Genomic DNA, 26,382 nt, shown 5'->3' on the forward strand with positions numbered 1-26,382 from the left:
TTAAAACTTGATATGTGGCGGGCCTTAGACGCTATAATGATATGCATGTTTAGTTTCAAACGCAGGTTCGGGAGTTAGGATGCCGCATCTGGATACATCTCAGAGCATTGTTCGGGCTGCAGAAGTGCTTTTTGCAGAGAACGGTTTCGCCGAAACTACAGTTCGTCAGATCACCGCTAAGGCGGGGGTCAATCTGGCTGCTGTAAACTATCATTTCGGCTCAAAAAAAGGACTTGTACAGGCAGTAGCAGAGAAGTTTCTCGTTCCGTTGTGTGATCACGTTGAGCACGCGCTGGCTGAGCGGCTTACCGCCAGTGAGTTTCGCGTCACGCTTGAAGAGTCGCTGGAAATATTGATGCGCTCTCTTCTTGTCGTCAATCGTGACAATGATCAGGCGCTTGCAGTATTTATGCGTTTGCTGGATCTTGCGTATATGAAGAATCAGGAAGATTTGCGAGGCTTCCTGGTTGAGCGTTACGGTCAGCGTTTTCAGGGCTTGATACGTATCGTGCGCGAAGATGCGGCTCCAATGGAGGATGATGAGTTCTTCTGGCGTCTGCATTTCTTGCTGGGTTCAATTACGTTTACTCTGTCTAACTATCAGACCATTAGTGCACTGGAGAAACGAGAGTTTCACCGTGATGATGCGGCGGTAGAAGAGGTGTTACATCGTATGATTCCTGTGTTGGCAGCAGGATTTCAGGCGCGAGCAGATAAAACCTTTTTCTGTCGTATCTAATGGCTCCTCACCTACACATATCTATAAACCGGCAGTTGCTTACTTTGATCGATGATCAGGGTCGGCAATGCCGGTTTTCTATTTCTACTGCCACCAACGGCGCTGGCGAGCAAAAGAATAGTGGCTGTACGCCACGCGGTTTGCACTATATTCGTGCTTGTATCGGTGGTGGGCAGGCGATCAATAGTGTTTTTGTTGGGCGGCGTTTTACCGGTGAAATATATTCTGAGGCGTTAGCCGAGCGTTTCCCTATGCGTGATTGGATTCTGACACGCATACTCTGGCTGAGTGGTTTGGAGCCGGGGAAAAATCGATTGGGTAGTGTCGATACGATGCAGCGCTATGTCTATATACATGGCACGCCGGATACCGAGCCTATGGGGGTGCCTGCATCACATGGTTGTATCCGAATGCGAAACGCTGAGTTGATTGAGTTGTTTGATAAAGTGCCTGTTGGCACCCGTGTTGTAATAGAAGAGTGATCTATGGGGCAGGGAACTTTATTTATTGATATTGATGGCACCGAGTTGTCGGATGCTGATTGTCGTTTGCTCGAAAACCCGCATGTGGGTGGTGTGATTTTATTCGGTCGAAACACTTTGCAGTCTGAGCAAACGGCCCGGTTATCGAAGTCTATTCACGCGGTGCGTGATGATCTGATCGTCAGTATTGATCAGGAGGGTGGGCGTGTGCAGCGCTTGCGCGAAGGTGTTACTCGTCTGCCTCCCATGGCTGCGCTGGGTCGGGTGTTTCAACGTGACGAAAATGAGGCGCTGAATAATGCGCGAGAAGTTGGCTATCTCATGGCTGCTGAGTTGCGGCTATTAGATATTGATGTCAGTTTTGCGCCTGTGCTGGATGTAGATTACGGCCGCAATAGCGTGATTGGCGATCGGGCGTTTGCGTGTGATGCGCAGCAGATATCTGCGCTGGCGGCGGCTTTTGTTGCCGGGATGCGCGAAGCGGGTATGGCTGCCACAGGAAAGCACTTTCCGGGGCACGGATGGGCGGATGCCGATACGCATCATAAAGATGCCTTGGATGCTCGGTCTTTTGATGAAATCTGGCAGCAGGATCTTGTTCCGTTTCGGGAGCTGGTGGCTGCGGGTATGGAGGGTATTATGCCGGCGCATGTGCTCTATCCTGCGTGTTCAGATATGCCGGCCGGTTTTTCAGATTTCTGGTTGCGGCAAGTGCTGCGCGAAAAATTGGGGTTTGACGGTGTGATTTTTAGTGATGATCTGTCGATGAAGGCTGCACATACCGCGGGTGGGTATCGTCATCGGGCGGAAGCTGCGCTGAACGCAGGTTGTAATGTGCTGTTGCCGTGCAATAACCGTGAAGGGGCTTTGGAGGTGTTGGCATATCTTGAGGATCATTCTTGCACCCCGGTTTCGTCATTGACGCGGATGCGAGGTGGGCGGTTTACGGCTGATGTTGATCGTATGAAGCGCGGTGTTGAGTTGTGTCAATTGCTCTGGTCGGAGGTTGAGCGTGGCTGACTGGTTGTCGGATTGGGTTGCGGCGCTTGATTGGGTTGATCCGCAATTTGCCTGGAGCGTTGTGCTGGCTCTGGTGTTGGGTTTAACGCTGATTGCACACGTTATTGTCGGGTGGTTGTTATCCCGTTTAAGTCTGCAGGCCGCCAAAACTGATTTGCTGTGGGATGATGCGGTGGTCGCTGCTGCACGAGCGCCGGTGATGTTGCTTGTTTGGGTGATGGGGGTTGTCACGGGCTTGCAGATTGCGGTGAGTAACGGTGGTCTTGTTCTGCCTGAGTCTGTATCTACAGTCCGTAAGCTAATGTTGATTGTGGCGCTTAGCTGGTTTGTTGTGCGTTTTATTGGTCGCATTGAGTTGGTGTTGATGCAGGCCGGTGCTAAGCGTAAGGCGATGGATGTGACAACGGTGCGCGCATTGGGGCGGCTGTTGCGGTTGGCGGTTTTGGTTCTGGCGGTGTTGATCGTATTGCAGAACCTTGGGATCAGCGTGTCTGGTATTCTGGCCTTTGGCGGCATCGGTGGTCTGGCTGTTGGTTTTGCAGCGAAGGATCTATTGGCAAATTTCTTTGGTGGTTTGATGATTTATCTGGATCGACCATTCAAAGTGGGGGACTGGATTCGCTCGCCCGATCAGGAGATAGAGGGGGTGGTGGAAGATATCGGTTGGCGTCAGACGCGTATCCGTACCTTTAGCAAGCGCCCGCTTTATGTGCCTAATGCTACGTTTGCGAATATCTCAGTGGAAAACCCGTCGCGTATGACCAATCGTCGAATCTATGAATATATAGGTGTGCGTTATGGTGATGCTCAGCGGGTGCAGTTGATTATCGAGAATGTAAGGCAGATGTTGCAGGATCACCCTGATATTGATACCAATCAGACGCTGATCGTTAATCTGGACCGTTTTGGGCCATCGTCGCTGGATTTCTTTATCTACACGTTTACCAAGACGACTGACTGGGTTGCGTATCATGGTATTAAGCAAGATGTGATGATGAAGGTGATGGGTATTGTTGAGCAGGAGGGGGCTGAGTTTGCGTTCCCTACAACGACGCTGCATATTGCTGAGTTGCCGCCGGATGGTGTGTGCGGGCAGCTGTCAGAGCGCTAAATTGAAATCAGTTTTCAGCTAAGTAAGGTAAGAGAGTATGAATTTTGAGCAGGTTAGGGATGAGCTAAAGCAAGCCTCCAGTTCTATCGCCCTACTTGAGCAAGAGCTGAGTATTCTCTTCACCGCATTGCCAGATCCAATTTTCATCATTGATGTTAATGGGTGTTATCTGGAAGTGCTTGCGGGTAACTCGAGAGAGCTTTACCTGGATAGTAATTATTTGCGCGGTAAATGCATAAAGGATTTGTTTAGCCCGGAGCTTGGTGAAAGCTTCATGTCTGCAATCCATCAGGCGCTTGAGTCAAAGAAGCTGACGCTGATCGAGTATGAAATCTCATCAGATGATTTCCTGCAATCTCATACTACCAGCAGTAATTGGTTTCAAGGCCGAATAGTACCGCTAAAGACCAATAACAAAGCCGACAGGTTGGTCGCTTGGGTTGCCGTTAACATTACTGATAGGAAGCAACTTGAGCATCAGTTGAAAGAGTTATCTCAAAGAGATGCTTTGACGGGATTGCTAAATCGTAGATACCTCCAGGAAGACGTTACCAAAAGGATTGCAGCATATAAACGGTATAAAAACAGCTTTTCGCTGGCCTTTCTGGATATTGACTATTTCAAAAACATCAATGATACATTCGGGCATGATACTGGTGATTATGTGCTAAAAGAATTGTCGCTAGTGGTTGATAAAGAAAAGCGGGAATCCGATGTGTTTGCGCGCTTTGGTGGCGAAGAGTTCATACTGGTTTTTCCTGATACTTCCCAAAATGCCGCAGCTGTTTTTTTGGAGAGGTTGCGCGCGCTTATTGAGCGTTTGAGTTTTGAGACTCCTACCGGGGAAGTAACGTTTACTGTCTCTATGGGGTTAACTGAAATTATGGAGTTGGATGGAGACTTTGATTCCATAGTTAAAAGAGCTGACAAGGCTTTATACGAGGCGAAGAATCAGGGTCGGAATCGGCTTGTCATTGCTTAGGGGGGGGGCTGCGAACAAGTTCGAGGCATTTCTGCGGGTGATAGGGCGGCTTTATGTGTGAAAGGCAGTGGAGTGATGAGTCCTTTTCGGGGTGTTTGACAAAGCAGGGAGCTGTTTTGGTGCCCGCCCTTCAGGGCTTTTATTTCAGAACAGTCCTGCCTCTATGTTGGCAATTTACGTCCGGCAGGCGTCTGCCGGGATCACGAGCATCGCCTTAATTGCTGTCTTGATCTAGATTTGCTCTGAAAACCGGTGTCGTTTTGGGCGTATGTGTTGGTTTCTTAGTATCGTCATTATTTAGATAGATAATGCACCTTAAGCTTGGGGCTGTATTTCTGCAGATTGTCTGCTTTTTGGCTTAAAGCACAGATTCAGAACGTCCCGCCAAAGCCTTTGCGCGGTATTCGATCTGTAAAAGTGCGTGCGTTTACACATAAAAAACCCAGCCAAGTGGCCGGGTGCTTTTGCCTTCCTTCAATGCGCACGTCAGGTCAATGGCTTGATCTGCGAGATGCTTTTTATGACTGATTAGCGCTCGGTGCTGCCGGTCGTTTTCACCGGTAACATCAAGACTAAAACGCCCATCAGAGGATGGTCAAGGTAATGCACTTCTTCAGAGCGCATACGTCGTCCCTGTTTCATATTGATTGTCAGGAATTCAGGGACATTCAGGAAACTGGTGCTCAGCGGTGTGACTGTTGATAGTCCACTATCCTCGGTGGCAACGGAGCTGGTGCTTTGGGAGTTCTCTGTGCTGCTTGTCAGAGGTTGGTCGCCAGCATTTAGGAAGTCACGCAGCAGATTTGACTCGCTGTTAGAGAGTTTTCGGCTGTGGTAGAGATCAGGTTTGAAATGAAGATAGCGACCACGGTCAACGGTAATGTAGCCTTCTAACTCGTACATCCCATTGTCGAGAATCTGTCCTGCTCTAATGTGAATAGGGCGTGCTTTCTTCTGCTTTTCTACAGGTTGCAGCCATCCTGCGTGATATAGCACGCGGTAAGAGTGGTAGCGCGCAATTCGTTTCTTCTCGTCATTGAATAAAAGGGATGAAGTTGGCAGGAGTTCGTAGGCATCAAACGTAGAGTTGCTGTTATGCAGTGGTGGGCGCAATCGTATTGCGTTTCGCTGGTGATTAACATCCAGGCCTTGTGGCCAGAATTCGTCATCCAGTACGCTTGGGTCCTCGTTGGCAAATACGAGAACCTCTACTTGATACCAAGGGGTATCTTCAGCCGTTGCGGTCAGAGCAAAAGCAACTAAGCACAGGCTGGTGGCTATTTTCTGAAATATATTCATGACTCTTTGACCGCCAATTCCTTCAGCAGTTTTTCAATTATTTGAAAGCGTTGTTCCGATTTTTCGCTGGATATTGAAAAACGAAGTCGGTCCGCGCCCTCAAGTTTATACTTTTGTGGTTGATTTTGAACCATTTTTACCAAAGTCAGTGGATCTACTTTAGGTTCAGAGCCAAACTCAATCCGGCCGCCTTTTTCATGAGCATCGATTTTTTCGATCTCCATGGCGTCGGCGGATAGCTTTAGTTTAGTCAGTCGCAGCAGATTTTGTGTGGCTTCCGGCAGAAGACCAAAGCGATCGATCATTTCTATCTGCAGCTCTTTGAGTGCTTTTTCGCTCTCCGCGTTAGATATGCGTTTGTACATTATCAGGCGGTTGTGGACATCTGGAAGATAGTCATCAGGGATCAATGCTGGTATGCGGAGGTTGATTTCGGCGCCGTGTTTTAGAGGCTGATCAAGGTTTGGTGTTTTGCCTTCCTTGATGGCGCTAACGGCTTGTTCGAGCATCTCCATAAAGAGTGTGAAGCCAACGGTTTGCATCTGGCCGCTCTGATCTTCACCTAAAAGTTCACCCGCACCCCTTATTTCCAGGTCATGAGTCGCCAGTGTGAAGCCTGCGCCGAGGTCGTCAGCAGAGGCGATGGCTTCCAGTCGCTTGGTTGCGTCGGTAGTGATGGCTTTTGGATGTGGTGTCAGCAAATAGGCGTAGGCTTGGTGATGTGAGCGGCCTACGCGTCCACGCAGCTGGTGCAGTTGAGCCAGGCCAAATTTATCTGCACGGTCGATGATGATCGTATTGGCATTAGGTACATCGATGCCGGTTTCGATAATGGTGGTGCAGACAAGTACGTTGTGGCGCTTATGGTAGAAGTCAGACATGACCTGTTCCAGTTCGCGTTCGCGCATCTGGCCGTGTCCAATGCCGATGCGCGCCTCTGGAATCATCTCTGCCAGTTCTGCTGCGGTTTTCTCAATGGACTTTACTTCGTTGTGTAAGTAGTACACCTGGCCGCCACGCAGCAGTTCTCGGAGTATGGCCTCTTTCACTGTGGCCGGGTCGTTCTGGCTGACAAAGGTTTTGACCGAAAGGCGGCGGGCGGGCGGTGTCGCGATAATTGAAAGGTCGCGGATGCCGGACATGGCCATGTTCAGCGTGCGTGGAATGGGGGTAGCTGTCAGGGTCAATATGTCGACTTCCGAACGCAGTGATTTAAGGCGCTCTTTTTGCTGTACACCAAAGCGGTGTTCCTCATCAATGATGAGCAGTCCGAGGTTCTTGAACTTGATGTCACCTTGAATCAGCTTGTGGGTGCCGACGATAATATCGGCTTGACCGTTTTCCAGTTTATCAATGATGGCGCTCTGCTGTTTGCCGGTGCGGAAGCGTGAGATGAGCTCTACGTTTACAGGCCAATCGGCAAAGCGATCTGCGAAGTTCTGATAGTGTTGTTGGGCCAATAGGGTGGTTGGAACCAGAATGGCGACCTGTTTTCCGCTCTGGCAGGCCATGAAGGCTGCGCGCATGGCAACTTCTGTCTTCCCGAAGCCTACATCGCCGCACACAAGCCGATCCATTGGCTGCGGTGAGGTCATATCTCTGATCACCGCGTCAATTGCGTTAGCCTGATCGGGGGTCTCCTCGAAAGGGAAGGTGGCTGAAAAGTGCCGATAGTCCTGATCGGGATTGCTGAAGCTGAAGCCTTTGCGCGCCGCGCGGCGTGCGTAAATATCCAGTAACTCGGCTGCGGCGTCTCGTGCTTTTTCAGCCGCTTTCTGTTTGGCCTTGCTCCACTGTTCTGCACCCAGCTTGTGGAGTGGGGCAAATTCTTCGCTAGCGCCCGTATAGCGGCTGATCAAATGGAGTGATGAGACCGGCACATACAGCTTGGCATTGTTTAGATATTCCAGCGTCAGGAACTCATTGGTCTGGCCTTCCAGGGAGATTGTCTGGAGTCCTTGGTAGCGGCCGACACCGTGATCAAGATGTACAACGGGTGCGCCGAGATTGAGTTCAGACAGGTTTTTGACGACCTGGTCGGCTTGTTCTTTTTCGCGAGAGCGGCGGCGGCGTTGAAATACCTGGCGGCCAAAGAGCTGAGTTTCGGTGATGAGATGCGCTTGTCCCGGTAGGGAGAGCCCGCGATCCAATGGCACGGTGGTGATGGCTATTTCGGCATCACCATCGACAAAGTCTTGCCAGCTGTTGAGGAGCGTGGGTTTTAGATTAATGCGATCAAGTAGCTCTAAAAGTGCTTCACGACGACCGGCAGACTCGGCACAAAACAGAACGGGTCCGTCGCGCTCCATGAGAAAATCTTCCAATGCGGTGAGCGGTCGAGTTGCCTGTGCGTCGACGGGTAATTCGGGAGGCTCGGTGCATGCTAGGTTGGTTCGTCCGGCCTTGTCTTCAAGACTGTTGTGAGTGACGTGCATGCGGCCATATTGCTTCAATTGGCCAAAGAGCTGGTCGCTGCTTAAGAACAGTTCTTCAGGACCCATGATTGGGTGGGTAATGTCATAGCGTCGTTGTTCATAGCGAGCTTGGGCGTCCTCCCAGAATTGGCTGCCCGCATTTTCAAGGCCTGGGTCGACGATGATTTGTGTGTCTTTTGGTAGGTAGTCAAACAGTGTGTTGGTCGTTTCAAAAAACAGCGGTTGATAATACTCAATTCCGGGCGGGGTCAGGCCATTGCTGACATCCTGATAGATAGGGCACGCGCGGTAGTCAACGTCAAATAGTTCACGCCAGCGTTGTTTGAAGCCTTTAATGGCTGTGTCATCAAATGGAAACTCTTTAGCTGGAAGTAGGCGGACCTGCGTAATTTGGTCGATCGAGCGCTGAGTATCAGGGTCGAATGTACGTAGGGTTTCAATTTCATCGTCGAACAGTTCGATGCGGTAGGGTGCGTTGCTGCCCATTGGATAGATATCAACTATCGATCCCCGAATTGCGAATTCGCCATGTTCCAGAACGGTCTCTACGGCGTGGTAACCCGCATCTGTCAGTTGTTGTCTGAGCCGGATGGGGTCGAGTGTTTGGCCTTCGTCAAGAACAAGGCTGTTGCCTGCCAGAAACGAAGGGGGTGCCAGTCGATGCATCAGGGTGCTGGCAGGGACTATTAATACGCCTTGTTTCAGTCTTGGGAGTCTGTTTAATGTCGCTATACGCTGAGAAATGATGTCCTGATGCGGTGAAAACACGTCATAAGGCAGTGTTTCCCAGTCAGGGAAGTTCAAAATGAGCTCAGATGATCCAATAAAAAAGCTGAGTTCGTTCTGTAGGCGTTCCGCTTCGTCGCTGTTGTTGGTGATGACGAGGGTCAATGCACTGTGCTTTTGGGCTGCGTTCGCGATTAATAATCCACGCGCCGCACCGGTGACTTGGCCTATTCGTTTTATATCGCCAGCGCCCGTAGGCAATGAAAATGTCAGATCCAACAACGTCCCAGACTCCTTATGCAGCGGTATTTTGGGGCGGATAAGTGTACCTGTTCAGCGGCGCTATCGGAACAAGTGGGCGGGATCGTGCGAAAGTATATTAATTGGGGGTTTGCTCGCAGGTGCGGAAAATAGGATAATGTGCGCATTAATTTTTGAGCGTTGAAGTTAACTGGAGTTGCCTGTGAGCCAAGAAAAAGTTTTCGCTGACTGGAAGGAGCGCGAAGCTAAAGCTGAAGCGATGGTGCCGCTGATCGGTGGTCTGTATCGTGATAACAACATCGAATCTTCTGTTTTTGGTCGTCTGATCATTAAACGTTCCGTGATCGATATCTTGAAAGCGCATCGTTTTGCGCGTCAGGTTGAAGATCAGGAAGTGACAGTTCACGATACTTATCCTGTGCTGGCATCTGTTCAGGCAATGGGTATTAAGAACGCGCACATCGATGCGGGTAAGCTGGCTGTTAAGTTCCGTGAAGAAGCGAACGGCCGTGATCTGGAAGCTTTCCTGAAAGATGAGCTGGCTGAAGCGGTTGAAGGTACCGAGCGCGAAGGTACTGATATCGTACTGTACGGTTTCGGTCGTATCGGTCGTCTTCTGGCACGCCTGCTGATTGAGCGTACCGGTGGTGGTCAGGCGCTGCGTTTGCGTGCGATTGTTGTGCGTAAGGGTAATGCTGCAAATGACCTGGAAAAGCGTGCGAGTCTGTTGCGTCGCGATTCTGTTCACGGTTCCTTCAAAGGTACTATTCAGGTTGACGAAGAAAACCACGCACTGATCGCAAACGGCAACATGATCAAAGTGATCACTGCTGACGCGCCAGACACTATCGATTACACCGCGTACGGCATTAACAATGCTATCGTTATCGATAACACGGGTAAGTGGCGTGATGAAGACGGTCTGTCTCTGCATACACGTGCGAAAGGTGTTTCCCGTGTTGTTCTGACTGCGCCGGGTAAAGGCATCAAGAACATCGTAATGGGTGTTAACGATGGCGATATCGCTGCTGACGATAAGATCCTGTCCGCTGCATCTTGTACTACCAATGCGATCACGCCGGTACTGAAAGTACTGAGCGACACCTACGGTGTTGAAAATGGTCACGTTGAAACGGTTCATGCTTACACCAATGACCAGAACCTGATCGATAACTACCACAAAGGTGATCGTCGTGGTCGTGCGGCGGGTCTGAATATGGTTCTGACCGAAACGGGTGCGGCTAAAGCTGTCTCTAAGGCGCTGCCTGAGATGGAAGGTAAGCTGACAGGTAACGCGATTCGCGTACCTACGCCAAACGTTTCTATGGCGATTCTGAACCTGAACCTGGGTTCCGCAACCAATAAAGACGAGTTGAACGCAACATTGCGTGAAGCTGCGCTGCACGGTGTTCTGCAGAAGCAGATCGACTACAGTAACTCTCCTGAAGCTGTATCCAGCGATTTTGTTGGTTCTCGTGCTGCGGGCGTAGTTGATGCTCTGGCTACAATTGCTGACGATAAGCGTTGCGTACTTTACGTATGGTACGACAATGAATTTGGTTACAGCTGCCAGGTTATTCGTATGGTTCAGAAGATGGCTGCTTGTACGCTGCCAGCGTTCCCAAGCGCAAAGTAAGTCTTTCTTACTTCTGAATAAAAGGTCGCTCTTGTAGCGGCCTTTTTTATTATCAAATGCTCTATATTCGCAATGGTTATAAGTATATGAAATATCCGTCTATCCGACTTGTACGAATGGTGAACGAAAGCAGAAGGATAAAAAACTGGGTTTGTAGAAAAAGGACATGCCGCTCAGGTATACTTATTCGGATTTTTGGGTTGGGTTTGCTTCGTTTCGATAACAACTTAAAAGCATGTTTTTTTGCAGGCGGGGACAGCTGTGCGAAAACTGCACAAAGTGAAACGGGGTTCCTGAAAACTATAACGTGATTGGGTGAGGCGAATGATCAAGATCAAACAAGGTCTGGATCTACCGATTACGGGCGCACCGGAGCAGACTATTTCTGGCTCCCCGGAAGTGCGTTCGGTCGCCGTGATTGGCTCTGATTATGTTGGCATGAAGCCGACTATGGCCGTCAAGGTAGGAGATCGAGTAAAACTCGGTCAAGTGATCTTTTCCGACAAGAAGACAGAAGGTGTTAAATACACCGCGCCTGGAGCAGGCGTTGTCAAAGAAATTAACCGTGGCGAACGTCGTGTACTGCAGTCTGTTGTAATCGAACTGGATGACAACGAAGAAGCAGTAGAGTTTGCGAAATACGAAGCGTCTCAGTTGGACTCTCTGACTACCGAACAGGTACAGGAGAATCTGGTTGAGTCTGGTATGTGGACCGCTCTGCGGACCCGTCCTTTTAGCCGAGTGCCACAGCCGGGTACAACCGCGCATTCTGTATTTGTCACTGCAATGGATACCAATCCATTGGCAGCTGATCCGGCGATCTTTATCGCTGAACAGAGTGAAGCGTTCGTTAACGGCTTAAAAGTGCTGCGTAAGCTGGCAGATAAGAATGTTTATCTGTGTAAGGCGCCTGGTGCAAATATCCCTACCACTGATGGTGTGACTGTAGAAGAATTTGATGGTCCTCACCCAGCGGGTAATGCGGGAACGCACATTCACTTCCTTGAACCGGTATCTCAGACTAAGACAGTTTGGACGATTGGTTATCAGGATGTGATCGCAGTGGGTCATCTGTTTACTTCCGGTCGTATCTTTACCGATCGCGTTGTTGCTCTGGGTGGTCCTATGGCGTATCGCGCAGGTCTGTTGCGTGCGCGTATGGGTGCTAATCTGGATGATCTGCTGGTGGGCATCACTAAAGGTGATAACAACCGTGTGATCAGTGGTTCTGTATGGAATGGTCGCGCAGCGAACGGTGCTTTCGGGTATCTCGGTCGTTATGCGAACCAGATTTCTGTGCTTGAAGAAGGCGATGAGCGTGAATTTATTGGCTGGCTGTTGCCGGGGTCGAATAAGTTCTCCGTTCTGAATGTCTTCACCTCTTTCCTGAATCGTGGCAGTAAGCAATTTGACTTCACCACGACTACTCATGGCTCTGAACGTGCGATGGTGCCTGTAGGCCAGTTCGAAGAGATGATGCCACTGGATATCCTGCCAACTCAGTTGTTGCGTGCGCTGGTAACTGGCGACATCGTGACTGCCATGCAGTTGGGCTGTCTGGAACTCGATGAAGAAGATCTTGCTCTCTGTACTTTTGCCTGTCCGGGTAAGTATGAGTATGGTCCGATCCTGCGCGATAACCTGACACGTATCGAGAAGGAGGCCTGATCATATGAAGAGCCTAAGAAACGTTCTTGATAAAATGGAGCCGCATTTCCATAAAGGCGGCAAATACGAAAACTGGTACGCGCTGTATGAAGCAGCGGATACTATTTTCTACACACCAGGTCATGTGACTAAGACAGCTGCTCACGTACGTGATGCGGTTGATCTAAAACGCATGATGATTCTGGTATGGATGTGTACATTCCCTGCAGTATTCATGGGTATGTATAACGTTGGTTTGCAGGCGAACACTGCAATGGCATCTCTGGGTTTGACGGAAGCGTCTACCTGGCAGGGTGCAATCGCGGGTGCGCTCACCAGCTTTGATCCAAATTCAATATGGGATAACGTGATTCACGGTGCTGCCTATTGGCTGCCGATCTACATTGTGACCTTTGTAGTGGGCGGTTTCTGGGAAGTGCTGTTTGCGATGAAACGTGGTCACGAAGTCAACGAAGGTTTCTTTGTTACTTCTATCCTGTTCTGTCTGATTCTTCCTCCTACTGTTCCTCTCTGGCAGGTTGCACTGGGCATTAGCTTCGGTGTGGTTGTTGGTAAAGAGGTATTTGGTGGTACTGGTAAGAACTTCCTTAACCCTGCTTTGACAGGTCGTGCCTTCCTCTTCTTCGCATATCCTGCGCAGATGTCCGGCGATGCGATCTGGACTGCTGTAGACGGTTTCTCCGGCGCTACGCCGTTGGGTCTGGCTGCATTGGGCGGTGTTGATGCGATCCTTGCACAGAGCATTACTTGGTTCGATGCGTTCATTGGTACGATTCCGGGTTCTGTAGGTGAAGTATCCACGCTGGCGATAGCGATGGGTGGTGCGGTTCTATTGATAGCTAAAGTGGCCGCATGGCGGATCGTAGCCGGTGTAATGCTGGGTATGGTTGCGATGTCTACGCTGCTGAATATCATCGGTTCCGATACTAACCCAATGTTCTCTATGCCGTTCTACTGGCATCTGGTGCTGGGTGGCTTTGCATTCGGTATGTTCTTCATGGCAACCGATCCGGTATCTGCATCCATGACGAACAAAGGTAAATGGTACTTCGGTGCTTTGATCGGTGTGATGGTTGTACTGATTCGTGTGGTTAACCCGGCGTTCCCAGAGGGAATGATGCTGGCGATTCTGTTCGCGAACCTGTTTGCACCGCTGATCGATAACTTTGTTGTTCAGGCGAATATTAAACGGAGGATGGCACGCAATGTCGGCTAATAAAGACACAATCGGTAAAACAATTACCGTTACAGTTCTGCTGTGCGTAGTCTGCTCCGTTATCGTCTCCGCAGCAGCAGTACTGCTGAAACCGATCCAGGTCGCGAACAAAGAGCTTGACCGTAAAAGTAACATTCTGGCCGCTGCGAATATCGATTACGCAGGTCAGGACGTTATCAAGCTGTTTGATGAGCGCATCAAGACCAAAATCGTTGATATGGAAACCGGTAAGTACACAGACGCAGTTGATGCGGCAACTTACGATGCTAACAAAGCAGCGAAAGATCCTGCCCTGTCTGTAAAACTGGAGCGTTCGACTGACATCGCGTCTATCAAGCGTCAGGCTAAATACATGCCTGTCTATATGGTAGAAAAAGATGGCCAGCTCGAGAAGGTTGTACTGCCAGTACATGGTTACGGTCTCTGGTCTACCTTGTACGGTTTCCTGGCACTGGAAGGTGACCTGAACACTGTAATTGGTCTGGGTTTCTACGCACACGCGGAAACGCCTGGACTGGGTGGTGAGGTTGATAACCCTAAGTGGAAAGCGCTGTGGCCGGGTAAGAAGGTATACCCAGAGGGTTCTACCGAACCTAAGCTGGGCCTGATCAAGGGTACTGCGATTCCGGGTGCGCCAGGTGCTGAGCACCAGATTGATGGTCTGGCCGGTGCGACGCTAACCAGTATTGGTGTTACAAATCTGGTTCAATTCTGGATGGGCGAGAACGGTTACGCGACCTTCCTGGCCAACCTGAAAGCAGGGGAGGTGTAAACCATGTCTGCATCTAAAGAAGTTCTGTTAAATCCGGTTGGACGAAACAACCCGATTGCGCTGCAGATTCTGGGTGTCTGCTCCGCTCTTGCGGTAACTTCCAACCTGAATACTGCAATGGTTATGACGCTGGCGGTAATTGCCGTAACTGCGTTTTCTAACCTGTTTGTATCTATCATCCGTAACCATATCCCAAGCAATATTCGAATCATCTGTCAGATGACGATCATTGCTTCTCTGGTAATCGTGGTGGACCAGATCCTGAAAGCATACGCTTACGATGTATCTAAGCAGCTTTCTGTATTCGTTGGTTTGATCATTACCAACTGTATCGTAATGGGTCGTGCAGAAGCATTTGCTATGCAGAACCCACCGGGTATCTCCTTTATGGACGGTATCGGTAACGGTCTGGGTTACGGTGCGGTACTGATCTTTGTCGCTTTCTTCCGCGAGCTGTTTGGTTCCGGTAGTCTGTTTGGTATCGAGATCCTGCCTCTGGTCAACAACGGTGGTTGGTATCAGGCAAACGGTATGATGTTGCTGCCTCCATCCGCATTCTTCCTGATTGGTGCGTTCATCTGGATTCTGCGTACTTGGGATAAATCTCAGGTTGAGAAACCAGATTTCGAACTGGCTAAAAATACTAAGAAGGAGGCTGCGTAAATGGAACAGTATATCAGCCTTGCTATTAAGGCGATCTTCGTAGAAAACATGGCCCTGGCGTTCTTCCTGGGTATGTGTACTTTCTTGGCGATCTCCAAGAAGGTACAGACTGCACTGGGTCTGGGTATTGCTGTAATCGTTGTATTGGCGATCACAACGCCGGTTAACAACCTGATCTTTAACCTGCTTCTGAAAGAAGGCGCACTGGCGTGGGCGGGTTACCCGGAAGTTGATCTGAGCTTCCTGGGTTACATCTCCTACATCGGCGTTATCGCAGCGATCGTACAGATTCTGGAAATGTTTCTGGATAAGTACGTACCGGCGCTGTACAACGCACTGGGCGTATTCCTGCCGCTGATCACCGTAAACTGTGCAATTATGGGTGCGGCCCTGTTCATGGTTGAGCGTGACTACACCTTCAGTGAGTCCGTGGTTTATGGTGTTGGTGCAGGTGTTGGCTGGGCTCTGGCTATCACTGCGTTGGCGGGTATTCGTGAAAAGCTTAAATACAGCGACGTACCGGACGGTTTACGTGGCCTGGGTATCACCTTCGTAACTGTTGGTCTGATGTCCCTGGGTTTCATGTCTTTCTCCGGTGTGCAGCTGTAAAAGCTGGAACGATAAGAAGAGGAATGGAATAAGCCTATGAATGCTGAAATCGTTCTCGGCGTTGTTATGTTTACCGTGGTGGTACTTGTACTGGTCGCGGTCATTCTGGCAGCCCGCTCAAAACTGGTTAGTTCCGGCGACGTAACGATCAACATTAACGACGATCCGGAAAAAGCAATTACTGTACCTGCTGGCGGCAAGTTGCTGCAGACACTGGCAAGCGCGGGTATCTTCGTACCATCTGCGTGTGGTGGCGGCGGTACCTGTGCACAGTGCTCGTGTCAGGTATTGGATGGAGGCGGCTCTATGCTGCCAACTGAAGAATCTCACTTCACCATGCGTGAAGCTAAAGAAGGCTGGCGCCTTTCCTGTCAGGTTGCTGTTAAGCAAGACATGGAAATTGAGCTGGAAGAAGAGATCTTTGGTGTTAAGAAGTGGACCTGTACTGTTGAGTCCAACCCGAACGTAGCAACGTTCATCAAAGAGCTGACCCTGCGTCTGCCTGAAGGTGAAAACGTTGACTTCCGTGCGGGTGGTTATGTGCAGCTGGAAGCGCCTGCTCACGAAGTTCACTATAAGGACTTCTCTATCGACGAGGAATATCGCGAAGATTGGGATAAATTCAATCTTTGGCAGTACACCTCTAAGGTTACTGAGCCGGTTATTCGTGCATACTCCATGGCGAACTACCCTGAAGAGCGTGGTGTTGTTAAATTCAACATCCGTGTTGCATCTCCGCCACCGGGAACCGACTTCCCGCCGGGTCAGATGTCTTCTTATGTGTTCAGCCTGAATCCGGGTGATACCATTGATGTTTACGGTCCGTTTGGTGAGTTCTTCGCCTCTGAAAACGAATCTGAAATGGTCTTCATCGGTGGTGGTGCGGGTATGGCGCCAATGCGCTCACATATCTTTGACCAGCTGAAGCGTCTGAACGCTACGCGTAAGATTTCTTTCTGGTATGGTGCGCGCTCTATGCGTGAGTCGTTCTACAACGACGAATACGACATGCTCGCAGCAGAGAATGAAAACTTCGACTGGCATCTGGCACTGTCTGATCCGCTTCCAGAAGATAACTGGGACGGAATGACGGGCTTCATCCATAACGTGCTGTACGAAAACTATCTGAAGGATCATGATGCTCCGGAAGATTGTGAGTACTACATGTGTGGACCGCCAATGATGAACTCCGCGGTAATTCAGATGCTGTTGGATCTGGGTGTTGAGCGCGAAAACATCTTCCTGGATGACTTTGGTGGCTAACCACGGATGAGTAAACTGTTTAAACAGTTGAAACTCGTAAAATGGCCGGCAGCATTGCTGCTGGCCATTTTTGTAATTACGGGTTGTCAGCAAGCCAAGGACGAAGTCCGGTCTGTTCAAGGCCTGACGATGGGTACGAGCTACGCAGTAAAATGGGTATCCAGGGATGAGGGTACTCAAAAGGTACATGCTTCGGTCGAGGCTGTGCTCAAGGACATCAATCAAAGCATGTCCACCTATATTAAAACCTCCGAATTATCACAACTAAACCAATCTGAAAGTACCAACTGGATGCCGTTGTCAGCGGGTCTGTACGATGTTCTACGCCTGTCGACAGCGATTAGTGAACAGACGGGTGGCGCGTTTGATGTTACCGTGGGTCCACTGGTCAATCTTTGGGGGTTTGGGCCTGATGGACGGGTTGTTAAAGCGCCGGTAGAGTCCCAGATAGAAACGCAAAGAGCGCGTGTTGGCTATCAGAAGGTTGGTTTGAATCCTGAGCGGCAACAGGTGAAAAAAGCTGTCGCTGATCTCTATATAGACCTCTCTGCTGTTGCTAAAGGTTACGCAGTTGACCGGGTCGCATCATTGCTAGAAGAGCAAGGCATTACGCGATATTTGGTCGAGGTTGGAGGGGAGTTGCGCGCAAAGGGCTTAAAGCCCGGAGGGAAGGACTGGCGTATAGCGATAGAAACGCCTGATGCGTCCACTCGAAGTGTGCAGCGTATTATCAATGTTCAGGATATAGCGATCGCTACATCTGGTGATTATCGTAACTATTTCGAAGAAAACGGCGTGCGGTTCTCTCATACTATTGATCCCGCAACGGGCGCGCCGATTAAACACAGTTTGGCTTCTGTGACTGTGCTGGCCTCTACATGTGCGGAAGCTGATGCGTTAGCGACGGCATTTATGGTGATGGGGACTGAACGTGGCTACGAATATGCGATGCAGCATCGAATTAATGCATTGTTTATCCGTAAAAGCGGTAATGGATTTGAAGAAGTTATCACGCCAGGGTTTAAGAAATATCTGGCTAAGTAAGATTTGTATTTAACTCCTAAGGTAAGGGGTTGGATAAAGATAATGATCTATCAGCTTGCCGATTAAGTGGTTTGTCTGGTGGAGAAAAAAGCGACACAGAGTAATCGCCTAAAGCTATAAACGTGCGCCGGTTTATGCCGTCAGCGGCTATGGTTTTCGGGGTAAATCTAAAGGCTAATGTTTTGGTTGTATTGCAGCGAGTTAAGCTTGGTGCAGTGCGGCATAGACTGACGTACTAATTAAAACAACAGGATAATAACGATTATCTAAGGGGAAAGTGATGGCTGTTTATGACTACGATGTCATTGTGATCGGTTCCGGCCCGGCTGGCGAAGGGGCAGCGATGAATGCTGCTAAACATGGTCGCCGGGTAGCTGTAGTAGAGGAACAGGATCTGGTGGGTGGTAACTGCACGCACAAAGGTACTATCCCCTCAAAGGCGTTGCGTCATTCCGTTAAACAGATCATCGAGTTTAACACTAACCCAATGTTCCGAGACATTGGTGAGCCGCGCTGGTTCTCTTTCCCTAAGGTACTGAAACGCGCTGAGAAAGTTATCTCCAATCAGGTTGTGTTGCGTACTAACTTCTATGCACGTAACCGTATTGATGTTTTCTTTGGTCGTGCACGCTTTCAGGACAAGAACACGATTCAGGTAAGTGGTACTTCAAAAGGCACAGAGACGCTACGTGCCAAGAACATCATCATCGCAAGTGGTTCTCGTCCGTATTGTCCGAGCGATATTGACTTCAAGCACCCGCGTATCTATAGCTCAGACACAATCTTGAAGCTGAGCCATACACCGCGCACTATGATTATTTACGGAGCGGGTGTTATTGGTTGTGAGTACGCCTCCATTTTCAGCGGCTTAGGTGTAAAGGTTGATCTGATTGATAACCGCGACCGCCTGTTGTCGTTCCTTGATGGAGAGATTTCGGATGCCTTGAGTTACCACTTGCGCAATAACGCGGTGAAGATCCGACATAACGAAGAATATGAGTCGGTAGAGGGTGACAGCAACGGTGTAGTTCTGACCCTCAAATCCGGTAAGAAGATTCGTGCGGATGCTTTCCTGTGGTGTAACGGTCGTACGGGTAATACTGATAATCTGGGCCTTGAAACGATTGGGCTGGATGCAAACAGCCGCGGCCAGCTAGAGATTGATGAGCACTACCGCACGTCTACGGACGGCATTTATGCAGTGGGTGACGTAATTGGTTGGCCAAGTCTCGCTTCGGCTGCGCTGGATCAGGGTCGTGCGGCGGCAGCTGATATGTTGAGTGGAGACGACTTCCGTTATATCAATGAGGTGCCTACTGGTATCTATACAATCCCGGAAATTAGCTCTATTGGTAAAACTGAAGAAGAGCTGACAGCGGAGTGTGTGCCGTACGAAGCCGGTCAGGCGTTCTTTAAGGATACTGCACGTGCCCAGATCTCCGGCCAGCCGGTGGGTATGTTGAAGATCCTGTTCCATCGCGAAACTCTCCAAATTCTGGGCATTCACTGCTTTGGCGATCAGGCATCTGAGATCGTGCATATCGGGCAAGCGATTATGGCGCAGGAAGGTGAAGCGAATACGATTAAGTATTTTGTGAACACAACGTTCAACTATCCAACGATGGCTGAAGCGTATCGTGTGGCCGCAATTGCCGGTTTGAACCGTATTGCCAATCTTTGATTGAGCGCTGAAACAAAAAAACCGGCCTAGTGCCGGTTTTTTTGTTTCAGGAGGTTATTTCTTTTTCGGTGGATCTTTGTAGAAACCGTCTTCGTAATACTTCCCAGTAATACCTAATTTCTTTTCGCTCCAGCGCACCCATAGCTTCCACAGGAAAAAGCCGGGCGTCATTGCGACCATAATGCCAACCATCAGTCCTGCGCCTTCATGGCCTTCAGGCGCGAGTTCAACCGCCCAGTCAAATAGCCCCAGCTCGCGTGCACCCAAGTACCATGCCATCAGGCCCAAGAAGCCAATTGCCGTGGCAATATGATGGAGGAGGTTTTGTCTGGTCATAATGAAGTACCTGGTGTTTAGTTATAGCGATGAATACGAAGGCTAGGCAAAAATGGGTCGGGATTGATTTGAAGGTCCCGGCGCTCCATTCGTTGTCTCTTTTCAGGTGGGTTTATATCAGGTTCGTTGTGCTCTGGAAACGGCTGGTTGGCGGAAAGTGGAAATAGAATGGGTAATGGGCAGTTTCGTGCTTTGCGTAAAGTATGGGCCTTTCCTTTCCATACAGCGTTGGCTCTCATGACGGGTACTTGCGGTTGCAGTTGGGCCAGTAGTTCGCCGGGCTTTAGGTTGCCTAAGGATTGCAGTTGAATCTGAACATGAGGCTGGCTTGTATCCAATTTAAGCAGCATCGCTTCGGCTTGTGCTACGGTTAGTTTTTTAATGCTGCGGCCACTTGTGTACCAGCTGAAGCCAACCTGTGAAGGTGTATTTTCCAGTATCGGGAGTAGTCGGTAGCACTGCTTTAAATGCAGCCTTGCCAAGCCTGTGCGGTTAAGTTTCTCTGCCAGTATGCGTGAGCGTTTTTGTAGGAGTTCGCCCGGTAGTGCGCCAGTATGTTTTTTGTATCTTTGAATGGCGGCTTTAAAGGTGTTTTTTTGCTGATTGGTTACAGTGGCTTGGGTAATAAGTTCGTCGCTACAACCAACAAGTCCCCATTGGCTCCGGGTCTCACGCCCGTCATGCCCGTCCTGATACCAGATGTCGGTGTAAAGAGTAGCCAAATCTTGATGAGGGGTGGTTGAGCAGGGAAGCCAGCAGCGAGGCTTTTCCCGCAGCAGCTGTGTTGCGAGCTGCTGCAGATTTTCGTGCATCAGTTCAAAGCTTTCGATGATCGAAAGCTCCAGAGTATTCATTAGTCGTCGCTTTGCTCGGTGCTCAGACGCTCGCGTCGGCGCTGTTGGCTTTGCAATAACATCACTTGACGTGCCAATAGTACGCGGCAACTTTCTGGCATACGAATAAACTCGATGCCCACTTTATAGTGGCCGTTTGGCATTGGGATCAGACGACAAACTTTAGCGTACAGCAGGAGGCCGATGCAGGTTTCAGGGAATATCAGTTTGATTGCGAGGTGCTGGTCCATCTCAAATGTATCAGGATATTCGAACATCATCCCGCCTTCAGACAGGTTGATCTCCTGAGAAAGAATTTGTTCCAGCTCGATACCGTTTACCGCGACAGCTTTGGCAATCGTATCAATTTTACGGTGCATGAGCTGCAAGAAAGCGGCAGTGTTGGCATCTTTCTCCGCGATTTTTCGAAGTAGGTGATCACCTTCAGTATCGAGATCCTGCAACTGACTCAAGAGGAGGAAGTAGGGTGAGACTTCAAACTGAACCGGCGTAGGGTTTTTGGCAATCTCCTCTGCGCTGATGGTTTTTAGCTCAATCGATACCTGATGATCAATACGGAAAAACTTACGGCGTTCCTGTTCTTGCATCCAAATAGCCCTAATCAAAGCACTGGTCTGATGTAATTCTTGGATCGAGTATAACCAATATTTCACTGAATTTGTTAGAGAAAATGTCCTTTCTATGCTTTAATCCGGCCATGTTTAAGCCTCTATCGTTATACGTCGGTTTGCGTTATACCGCTGCAAAGCGAAGCAACCATTTCATCTCTTTCATCTCTCTGGCTTCAATGCTTGGCTTAATGCTTGGTGTAGCTGCACTCATCGTTGTACTTTCCGTTATGAACGGGTTTGATCGTGAACTCAAACAGCGAATTCTGGGTATGGTGCCGCACGCGACTATTACTGAGCTAGGTCGCCCGATGACGGACTGGCAGTCTGTGCAAAGTGGTGTGGATCAGAGCCCAAGTGTACAGGCATCAGCACCATTTATTCAGGCACAGGGGATGCTCACCAATCGCGGCGTTGTGCGGGGGGTGATGGTGTATGGTATTGATCCGTCGAGCGAACGAAAGGTTTCCATTCTTGCAAATCATATTAAAACCGGCTCTTTGGATACGTTAAACACACAGCGGTTTGGCATCGTCTTGGGTGATCTGCTAGCGCGGTACCTGGGTGTGCGGGTTGGCGATAAAGTGACGCTGGTTCTGCCTGAGGCGACTGTGAGTGTTGCGGGGATGGTGCCTCGCCTTAAACGCTTTACCGTGGTGGGTACGTTTGAGGTTGGCGCTGAGCTTGATGCTTCGCTGGCGTATATCTCTATGGGGGATGCAGCAAAAATTAAGCGGTATCGTGAAGATGTCGTCGACGGTATCCGACTCAAATTTGATGATCTCTTCACAGCGCCGCAAAAGGCTCGCGAAATCGCAAATGGACTTGATGGTTACTATCGGACCAGCGATTGGACGCGTACCCATGGCAACTTGTTTCAGGCAATTCAGCTGGAAAAGCGAATGATCGGATTGTTGTTGTTCCTTATCGTTCTGGTAGCGGCATTTAACATCGTTTCAACATTGGTGATGGTCGTTACCGATAAGAAGGCTGATGTGGCAATTCTACGCACACTGGGCGCCACTAAGGGCAGAATTATGCGCATCTTCATGGTGCAAGGTACGTTGATCGGCATTATCGGTACGTTATTGGGTGGGGCGCTGGGAATTACTCTGGCGCTGACCATATCGGATCTGGTGGCGTGGGTGGAGCGTACCTTTGGTATACAGTTCCTGAATGCGGATGTTTACTTCATCAGTTACCTACCATCTGACCTGCAGTGGCCTGATGTCTTTACGATCTGCGGTACGGCGTTAGTAATTAGTTTTCTGGCAACTATTTATCCGGCATATCGCGCAGCGAAAACTCATCCTGCGGAGGCTTTGCGTTATGAGTGAGCCGATCTTGCTCGCCGAGAGCGTTTCGCGTGTGTATCGCGAAGGCGGTCACGAATTGAAGGTATTGGATAATCTGAATTTTGCACTGGAGCCTGGAGAGCGTGTTGCGATCGTTGGGCAGTCAGGGTCAGGTAAAAGTACGCTACTGAATATTCTGGGCGGCTTGGACGTGCCCTCCAGCGGACGTATGTGCGTTGGTGGTAAAGATCTGCATGAGCAATCAGAAAAAAACCGGGCGCGCATCCGCAACGAAAAGCTGGGTTTTGTTTATCAGTTTCATCACCTTTTGCCAGAATTTTCCGCATTGGAAAACGTTGCGATGCCGCTGTTGCTGCGCGGGGACAAGGTTTCGGACATTCGGGAGCGGGCGGCGGAGATGCTGGCTGCCGTAGGTTTGTCTGAGCGTGTTACCCATAAGCCTGCTCAACTCAGCGGAGGTGAACGTCAGCGTGTGGCGATTGCCCGGTCACTGATTGGGCAGCCTGCGTGTGTCCTAATGGATGAGCCTACCGGTAACCTGGATCGCAAGACGGCGGACGATGTCCAATTGCTGATAGAGCAGCTAAATCGCACTTTGAATATCGCATTCGTGATTGTGACGCACGATCTTGAGCTGGCGCATCGTACCGGAAGGGTCTTCGAGTTACGTGATGGTGGATTGTTTGAGCAGCAGGCTGAGTCGGTGTTGGAAGGTTAGGCCGGGTTAAGCTAAATGCGGCTTCCAATCAGGTTGATAGGAAGCCCGGTAATCACTATTTAAGTCGCATATCGCGGCTTTTTTCTTTTCTGCGCTTCCAGCTGCGATTCACGTGCCATACCCAGAACTGATTGATACCAAAAAATGCCAGTGCTCCAAAAATCACACCGCAGATGATTGAGCCAAACAACAATGGCCACCAAATCAGTGACAGGCTTTCGCTAAGCCAGCTCATCGAGAGTTCAAACTCGATGTTTCCCGCAGGGTTGCCCAAGAGAAAATCGCCCACCAAATAGGCACCGTAGAAGATAGGCGGCATGGTCAGCGGATTTGTTAGCCAGACTAGTCCCACTGAGATTGGGAGGTTGCTACGAAAGAAGACCGCCATGACCGCGGCAACGACCATTTGTGCCGGGATTGGCAAGAAAGCGCAAAACAGGCCGACCGCAAACGCACGAGATACCGATCTGCGGGTTAAGTGCCACAGGTTGGGATCATGCAGGTGGCGTCCGAGCCAGCTGAGATGTTTGTGCTCTCGGAGCTTGCGCTCGTCGGGCATATACTTTTTGATGAGTTTGCGTGGCATTGGGGTCGCACTTATAGTAGTGACCAAAGACGCTCGTATTATGCATACTCATTACAGGTAAGCCAACCGATGAGATCAAGGATGATCTGTTATGTGGCTGGAATTACAACTATTGTCTGGCTGCCGTCGCTTCCTCCGCTTTGGTTGGGAGTGATTCCTCTATTATTTATAGTGTTCTGGCGAAAGCTTCCATCACCTCTGATCTGGTTTTTGATTGGATTGGGATGGAGCTTTGGTTGGAGTCATTGGCAAATCTCCCATCGTCTTAGCAGCGATCCTATTAAGTCTGATTGGTACGTGACGGGTGAGGTCGTCGGCCTGCCCGAATTTCGGGGAAAGGACGTACGATTTTTGTTCAAACCAAACACGCTTGTTGCGGCTAAAGGCGCTGAACGTCACTCGGCATTTCCTCGGTTATTACGCCTCAATTGGTATCGGCCTGATATGGTTGTGGCGCCGGGGATGAGATTGGATCTGGAGGTGAGATTAAAACCTCCCCATGGATTTTCCAATCCCGCAGGGTTTGACTACGAGCTTTGGCTGCTGGCACAAGGCATTGATGCGACAGGATATGTACGGGCGGTGTCCGCGTCATCTGCTCCTGATACCTGTGCGCTCGATTGTTTGAGGGGAAGGCTGGCGGCGGTCATTCAGGCACGTTATGCCTCTGAGTCAGTTGCGGCGCTGGTTAAAGCGATTACGTTAGGTATTCGAGACGGTTTTGATAATGATCAGTGGCAACTGCTAAGGGCCACCGGGACGATACATCTCGCGGTGATCAGTGGGCTGCATATTGGATTTATCGTTGTGCTCATTCTGGGGCTGGTGCGTCTTCTGTCGTATGTCCTTATGCCGCATTACCTTCGTCCTGTCGGTGTGTGGTTGACCATTTCTGTGGCGTTTGTGTATATGCAGATGGCCGGTGCAGGTTTGCCAACTCAGCGGGCCTTTGTGATGGTCGCAGTGTTTCTGCTTGCGCAATGGCGGCTATGGCATGTGGATCTCTGGTCACGTTGGTGGTTCGCTATGGTGTTGGTCTTAACGCTATCGCCCGTTGCCACTCATCAGACAGGTTTCTGGCTCTCATTTATGGCCGTTGCAACATTGCTCTGGTTTGCGGGTCATCGGATAAAAGACCTGCTCGGATGGCGAGTGCAATGGGGCATCTTTTTTTCTATGACGCCTTTGCTGGCTTGGTTGTTCGGCGGGTTCTCCTTTGTTGCACCGATAATTAATCTTTTGGCGATCCCTCTGGTCGCACTCTGTCTGATGCTGGTCGCCGTCGATCTGCTGTTCTCAGTGTTGAATGTTGATTTGTTGGTGCCTGTGGTTGATGGGAGTGTCTCAATATTCTGGTGGTTGATCGGGCTGGGCGCCGAGGTTCAGCAAGATCTATGGCGGGTGCCAAACCCCGAATGGTATGTGTTGGGCCTGGCACTACTGGGATCATTGCTTGTGCTTCAGCCCAAGGGGTTTCCGCTGCGTTGGGTAGGCGTTCTGTTGTGGCTGCCTATGATGCTAGGGATCAGGTCATCGCCTGTGGCCGAAGGTTACGATGTAAGGGTGTTTGATATTGGCCAAGGTACAGCGGTGTTGATCCGGGTCGGAGAGAAAACCCTTCTATATGATACCGGTCCGGGATATCCGGGCGGCCAAAATGCATTCGTGCATGCGGTTGCACCTTATCTGGTTGCTGAGCGGATTCAGGCCGTAGATATGCTGGTATTGAGTCACGATGACCTTGATCACACGGGAGGTCATATCTCGCTCCGGGATCAGGTGTCGGTTGATGGCGGGATGACAGGGAGTCAGGCGTTAGCTAGCAGGTATCGTTACCATGTGTGTCGCCCGGGAGATCAATGGCAGTGGAGAGATGTCCGCTTTACCGTATTGTCTGGCGGAAATCAGGCGGTTTCAGATAACAACAGTTCTTGTGTTATTCAGGTGGACGATGGTCGGTGCTCCTTGTTACTCACAGGAGATGTCGATTCGGACGTCGAGCATAGGCTGGTTGAACCGGAGCGGCCATTGGATTGGTTGGTCGCGTCTCATCACGGGAGCAAGACGGGCAGCAGTGCTGATTTTCTGGCGCGCTGGCGTCCTTCCGTTGTCGTATTTAGTGCCGGATACGCAAGCCGATTTGGTCACCCCAGCGCGGATGTCGTACAGCGGGTTTCAGATAGTGGTGGAGTATCAGTGAATACCGCTAAACATGGCGCGGTGCATCTTTCATCAAAGCCCGATATGGAGTGTACAACCAACGTTTGGAGGAGTACCAAAAGACGTTTCTGGTCAGGCTATTAGGCCGAGCGGGCCTATGATAAAGTTAGCCGCAGTATCGTTGGGGTTGTTTGTTT

General features: G+C 50.1%; 23 protein-coding genes. 17 read left to right on the plus strand and 6 right to left on the minus strand.

Annotation, left to right across the window (positions count from 1 at the left end):
- The first annotated feature begins 79 nt into the window (after positions 1 to 79).
- From IOQ59_RS08010 to IOQ59_RS08030, 5 genes are read left to right on the plus strand one after another with little or no spacing between them, the layout of a single operon-like run.
- Positions 80 to 739 carry a TetR/AcrR family transcriptional regulator gene (locus tag IOQ59_RS08010; RefSeq protein WP_193952744.1) on the plus strand — a complete coding sequence of 220 codons (660 nt, stop codon included), beginning with the start codon at positions 80 to 82 and terminating at the stop codon, positions 737 to 739.
- Positions 739 to 1,221 carry a L,D-transpeptidase gene (locus IOQ59_RS08015; RefSeq protein WP_193952745.1) on the plus strand — a complete coding sequence of 161 codons (483 nt, stop codon included), beginning with the start codon at positions 739 to 741 and terminating at the stop codon, positions 1,219 to 1,221. Before IOQ59_RS08010 ends, IOQ59_RS08015 begins: the two co-directional genes overlap by 1 nt.
- A gap of 3 nt (positions 1,222 to 1,224) precedes the next feature.
- Positions 1,225 to 2,241 carry a beta-N-acetylhexosaminidase gene (gene nagZ / locus IOQ59_RS08020; RefSeq protein WP_193952746.1) on the plus strand — a complete coding sequence of 339 codons (1,017 nt, stop codon included), beginning with the start codon at positions 1,225 to 1,227 and terminating at the stop codon, positions 2,239 to 2,241.
- Positions 2,234 to 3,352 (plus strand): mechanosensitive ion channel family protein, encoded by a 1,119-nt coding sequence (locus IOQ59_RS08025; protein ID WP_371871841.1) that lies wholly within the window; start codon positions 2,234 to 2,236, stop codon positions 3,350 to 3,352. Before nagZ ends, IOQ59_RS08025 begins: the two co-directional genes overlap by 8 nt.
- Positions 3,353 to 3,389: 37 nt before the next feature.
- On the plus strand, positions 3,390 to 4,334 hold the full coding sequence (locus IOQ59_RS08030; RefSeq protein ID WP_193952747.1) for a sensor domain-containing diguanylate cyclase: 945 nt from the start codon (positions 3,390 to 3,392) through the stop codon (positions 4,332 to 4,334).
- Between the two features lie 528 nt (positions 4,335 to 4,862).
- Here the strand turns inward: IOQ59_RS08030 and IOQ59_RS08035 are convergent.
- Both IOQ59_RS08035 and mfd read right to left on the minus strand, forming a co-directional pair.
- A complete protein-coding gene (locus IOQ59_RS08035; RefSeq protein ID WP_193952748.1) occupies positions 4,863 to 5,633 on the minus strand; it encodes a CsiV family protein in 771 nt (256 codons plus the stop codon).
- The gene (mfd, locus tag IOQ59_RS08040) at positions 5,630 to 9,076 is read right to left on the minus strand and encodes a transcription-repair coupling factor (RefSeq protein WP_193952749.1); all 3,447 of its coding nucleotides are present in this window, start codon (positions 9,074 to 9,076) and stop codon (positions 5,630 to 5,632) included. The genes IOQ59_RS08035 and mfd overlap by 4 nt, the downstream gene beginning before the upstream one ends.
- Positions 9,077 to 9,257: 181 nt before the next feature.
- Between mfd and IOQ59_RS08045 the strand changes: the two genes are divergently transcribed.
- From IOQ59_RS08045 to sthA, 9 genes are all read left to right on the plus strand, one after another.
- On the plus strand, positions 9,258 to 10,691 hold the full coding sequence (locus IOQ59_RS08045) for a glyceraldehyde-3-phosphate dehydrogenase (protein ID WP_193952750.1): 1,434 nt from the start codon (positions 9,258 to 9,260) through the stop codon (positions 10,689 to 10,691).
- Between the two features lie 324 nt (positions 10,692 to 11,015).
- Entirely contained in the window at positions 11,016 to 12,359 is a 1,344-nt protein-coding gene (locus tag IOQ59_RS08050) for a Na(+)-translocating NADH-quinone reductase subunit A (RefSeq protein WP_193952751.1), read from the plus strand.
- Between the two features lie 4 nt (positions 12,360 to 12,363).
- On the plus strand, positions 12,364 to 13,575 hold the full coding sequence (locus tag IOQ59_RS08055; protein ID WP_193952752.1) for an NADH:ubiquinone reductase (Na(+)-transporting) subunit B: 1,212 nt from the start codon (positions 12,364 to 12,366) through the stop codon (positions 13,573 to 13,575).
- Positions 13,565 to 14,347, plus strand: coding sequence for a Na(+)-translocating NADH-quinone reductase subunit C (locus tag IOQ59_RS08060; protein ID WP_193952753.1), 783 nt, complete (start codon positions 13,565 to 13,567; stop codon positions 14,345 to 14,347). Before IOQ59_RS08055 ends, IOQ59_RS08060 begins: the two co-directional genes overlap by 11 nt.
- A gap of 3 nt (positions 14,348 to 14,350) precedes the next feature.
- A complete protein-coding gene (locus tag IOQ59_RS08065) occupies positions 14,351 to 15,010 on the plus strand; it encodes an NADH:ubiquinone reductase (Na(+)-transporting) subunit D (RefSeq protein WP_193952754.1) in 660 nt (219 codons plus the stop codon).
- Complete coding sequence (nqrE, locus tag IOQ59_RS08070) at positions 15,011 to 15,619, plus strand: NADH:ubiquinone reductase (Na(+)-transporting) subunit E (RefSeq protein WP_193952755.1); 609 nt, start codon at positions 15,011 to 15,013, stop codon at positions 15,617 to 15,619.
- A gap of 36 nt (positions 15,620 to 15,655) precedes the next feature.
- On the plus strand, positions 15,656 to 16,882 hold the full coding sequence (gene nqrF, locus IOQ59_RS08075) for an NADH:ubiquinone reductase (Na(+)-transporting) subunit F (protein ID WP_193952756.1): 1,227 nt from the start codon (positions 15,656 to 15,658) through the stop codon (positions 16,880 to 16,882).
- Positions 16,883 to 16,888: 6 nt separating this feature from the next.
- Positions 16,889 to 17,926 (plus strand): FAD:protein FMN transferase, encoded by a 1,038-nt coding sequence (locus IOQ59_RS08080; RefSeq protein ID WP_193952757.1) that lies wholly within the window; start codon positions 16,889 to 16,891, stop codon positions 17,924 to 17,926.
- A gap of 280 nt (positions 17,927 to 18,206) precedes the next feature.
- A complete protein-coding gene (sthA, locus tag IOQ59_RS08085) occupies positions 18,207 to 19,607 on the plus strand; it encodes a Si-specific NAD(P)(+) transhydrogenase (protein ID WP_193952758.1) in 1,401 nt (466 codons plus the stop codon).
- Positions 19,608 to 19,661: 54 nt separating this feature from the next.
- On the opposite strand, the gene IOQ59_RS08090 is transcribed toward sthA, so the two are convergent.
- The 3 genes from IOQ59_RS08090 to IOQ59_RS08100 are packed head-to-tail and all read right to left on the minus strand — an operon-like array spanning position 19,662 to position 21,384.
- A complete protein-coding gene (locus tag IOQ59_RS08090; RefSeq protein ID WP_193952759.1) occupies positions 19,662 to 19,943 on the minus strand; it encodes a hypothetical protein in 282 nt (93 codons plus the stop codon).
- Positions 19,944 to 19,960: 17 nt separating this feature from the next.
- Positions 19,961 to 20,797 carry a DNA replication terminus site-binding protein gene (locus IOQ59_RS08095; protein WP_193952760.1) on the minus strand — a complete coding sequence of 279 codons (837 nt, stop codon included), beginning with the start codon at positions 20,795 to 20,797 and terminating at the stop codon, positions 19,961 to 19,963.
- Positions 20,797 to 21,384, minus strand: coding sequence for a PilZ domain-containing protein (locus IOQ59_RS08100; RefSeq protein ID WP_193952761.1), 588 nt, complete (start codon positions 21,382 to 21,384; stop codon positions 20,797 to 20,799). The genes IOQ59_RS08095 and IOQ59_RS08100 overlap by 1 nt, the downstream gene beginning before the upstream one ends.
- A gap of 110 nt (positions 21,385 to 21,494) precedes the next feature.
- Between IOQ59_RS08100 and IOQ59_RS08105 the strand changes: the two genes are divergently transcribed.
- A complete protein-coding gene (locus IOQ59_RS08105; protein WP_193952813.1) occupies positions 21,495 to 22,742 on the plus strand; it encodes a lipoprotein-releasing ABC transporter permease subunit in 1,248 nt (415 codons plus the stop codon).
- Entirely contained in the window at positions 22,735 to 23,439 is a 705-nt protein-coding gene (gene lolD / locus IOQ59_RS08110; RefSeq protein ID WP_193952762.1) for a lipoprotein-releasing ABC transporter ATP-binding protein LolD, read from the plus strand. The genes IOQ59_RS08105 and lolD overlap by 8 nt, the downstream gene beginning before the upstream one ends.
- Before the next feature lie 55 nt (positions 23,440 to 23,494).
- On the opposite strand, the gene IOQ59_RS08115 is transcribed toward lolD, so the two are convergent.
- Positions 23,495 to 24,025, minus strand: a complete 531-nt coding sequence (locus tag IOQ59_RS08115) for a DUF2062 domain-containing protein (RefSeq protein ID WP_193952763.1) — start codon at positions 24,023 to 24,025, stop codon at positions 23,495 to 23,497.
- A 93-nt stretch (positions 24,026 to 24,118) separates the two neighbouring features.
- Between IOQ59_RS08115 and IOQ59_RS08120 the strand changes: the two genes are divergently transcribed.
- The gene (locus IOQ59_RS08120; RefSeq protein WP_193952764.1) at positions 24,119 to 26,329 is read left to right on the plus strand and encodes a DNA internalization-related competence protein ComEC/Rec2; all 2,211 of its coding nucleotides are present in this window, start codon (positions 24,119 to 24,121) and stop codon (positions 26,327 to 26,329) included.
- Positions 26,330 to 26,382: the final 53 nt, after the last annotated feature.

Source organism: Pontibacterium sinense, from assembly GCF_015209595.1.
Classification (GTDB): Bacteria; Pseudomonadota; Gammaproteobacteria; order Pseudomonadales; family Balneatricaceae; genus Pontibacterium; species Pontibacterium sinense.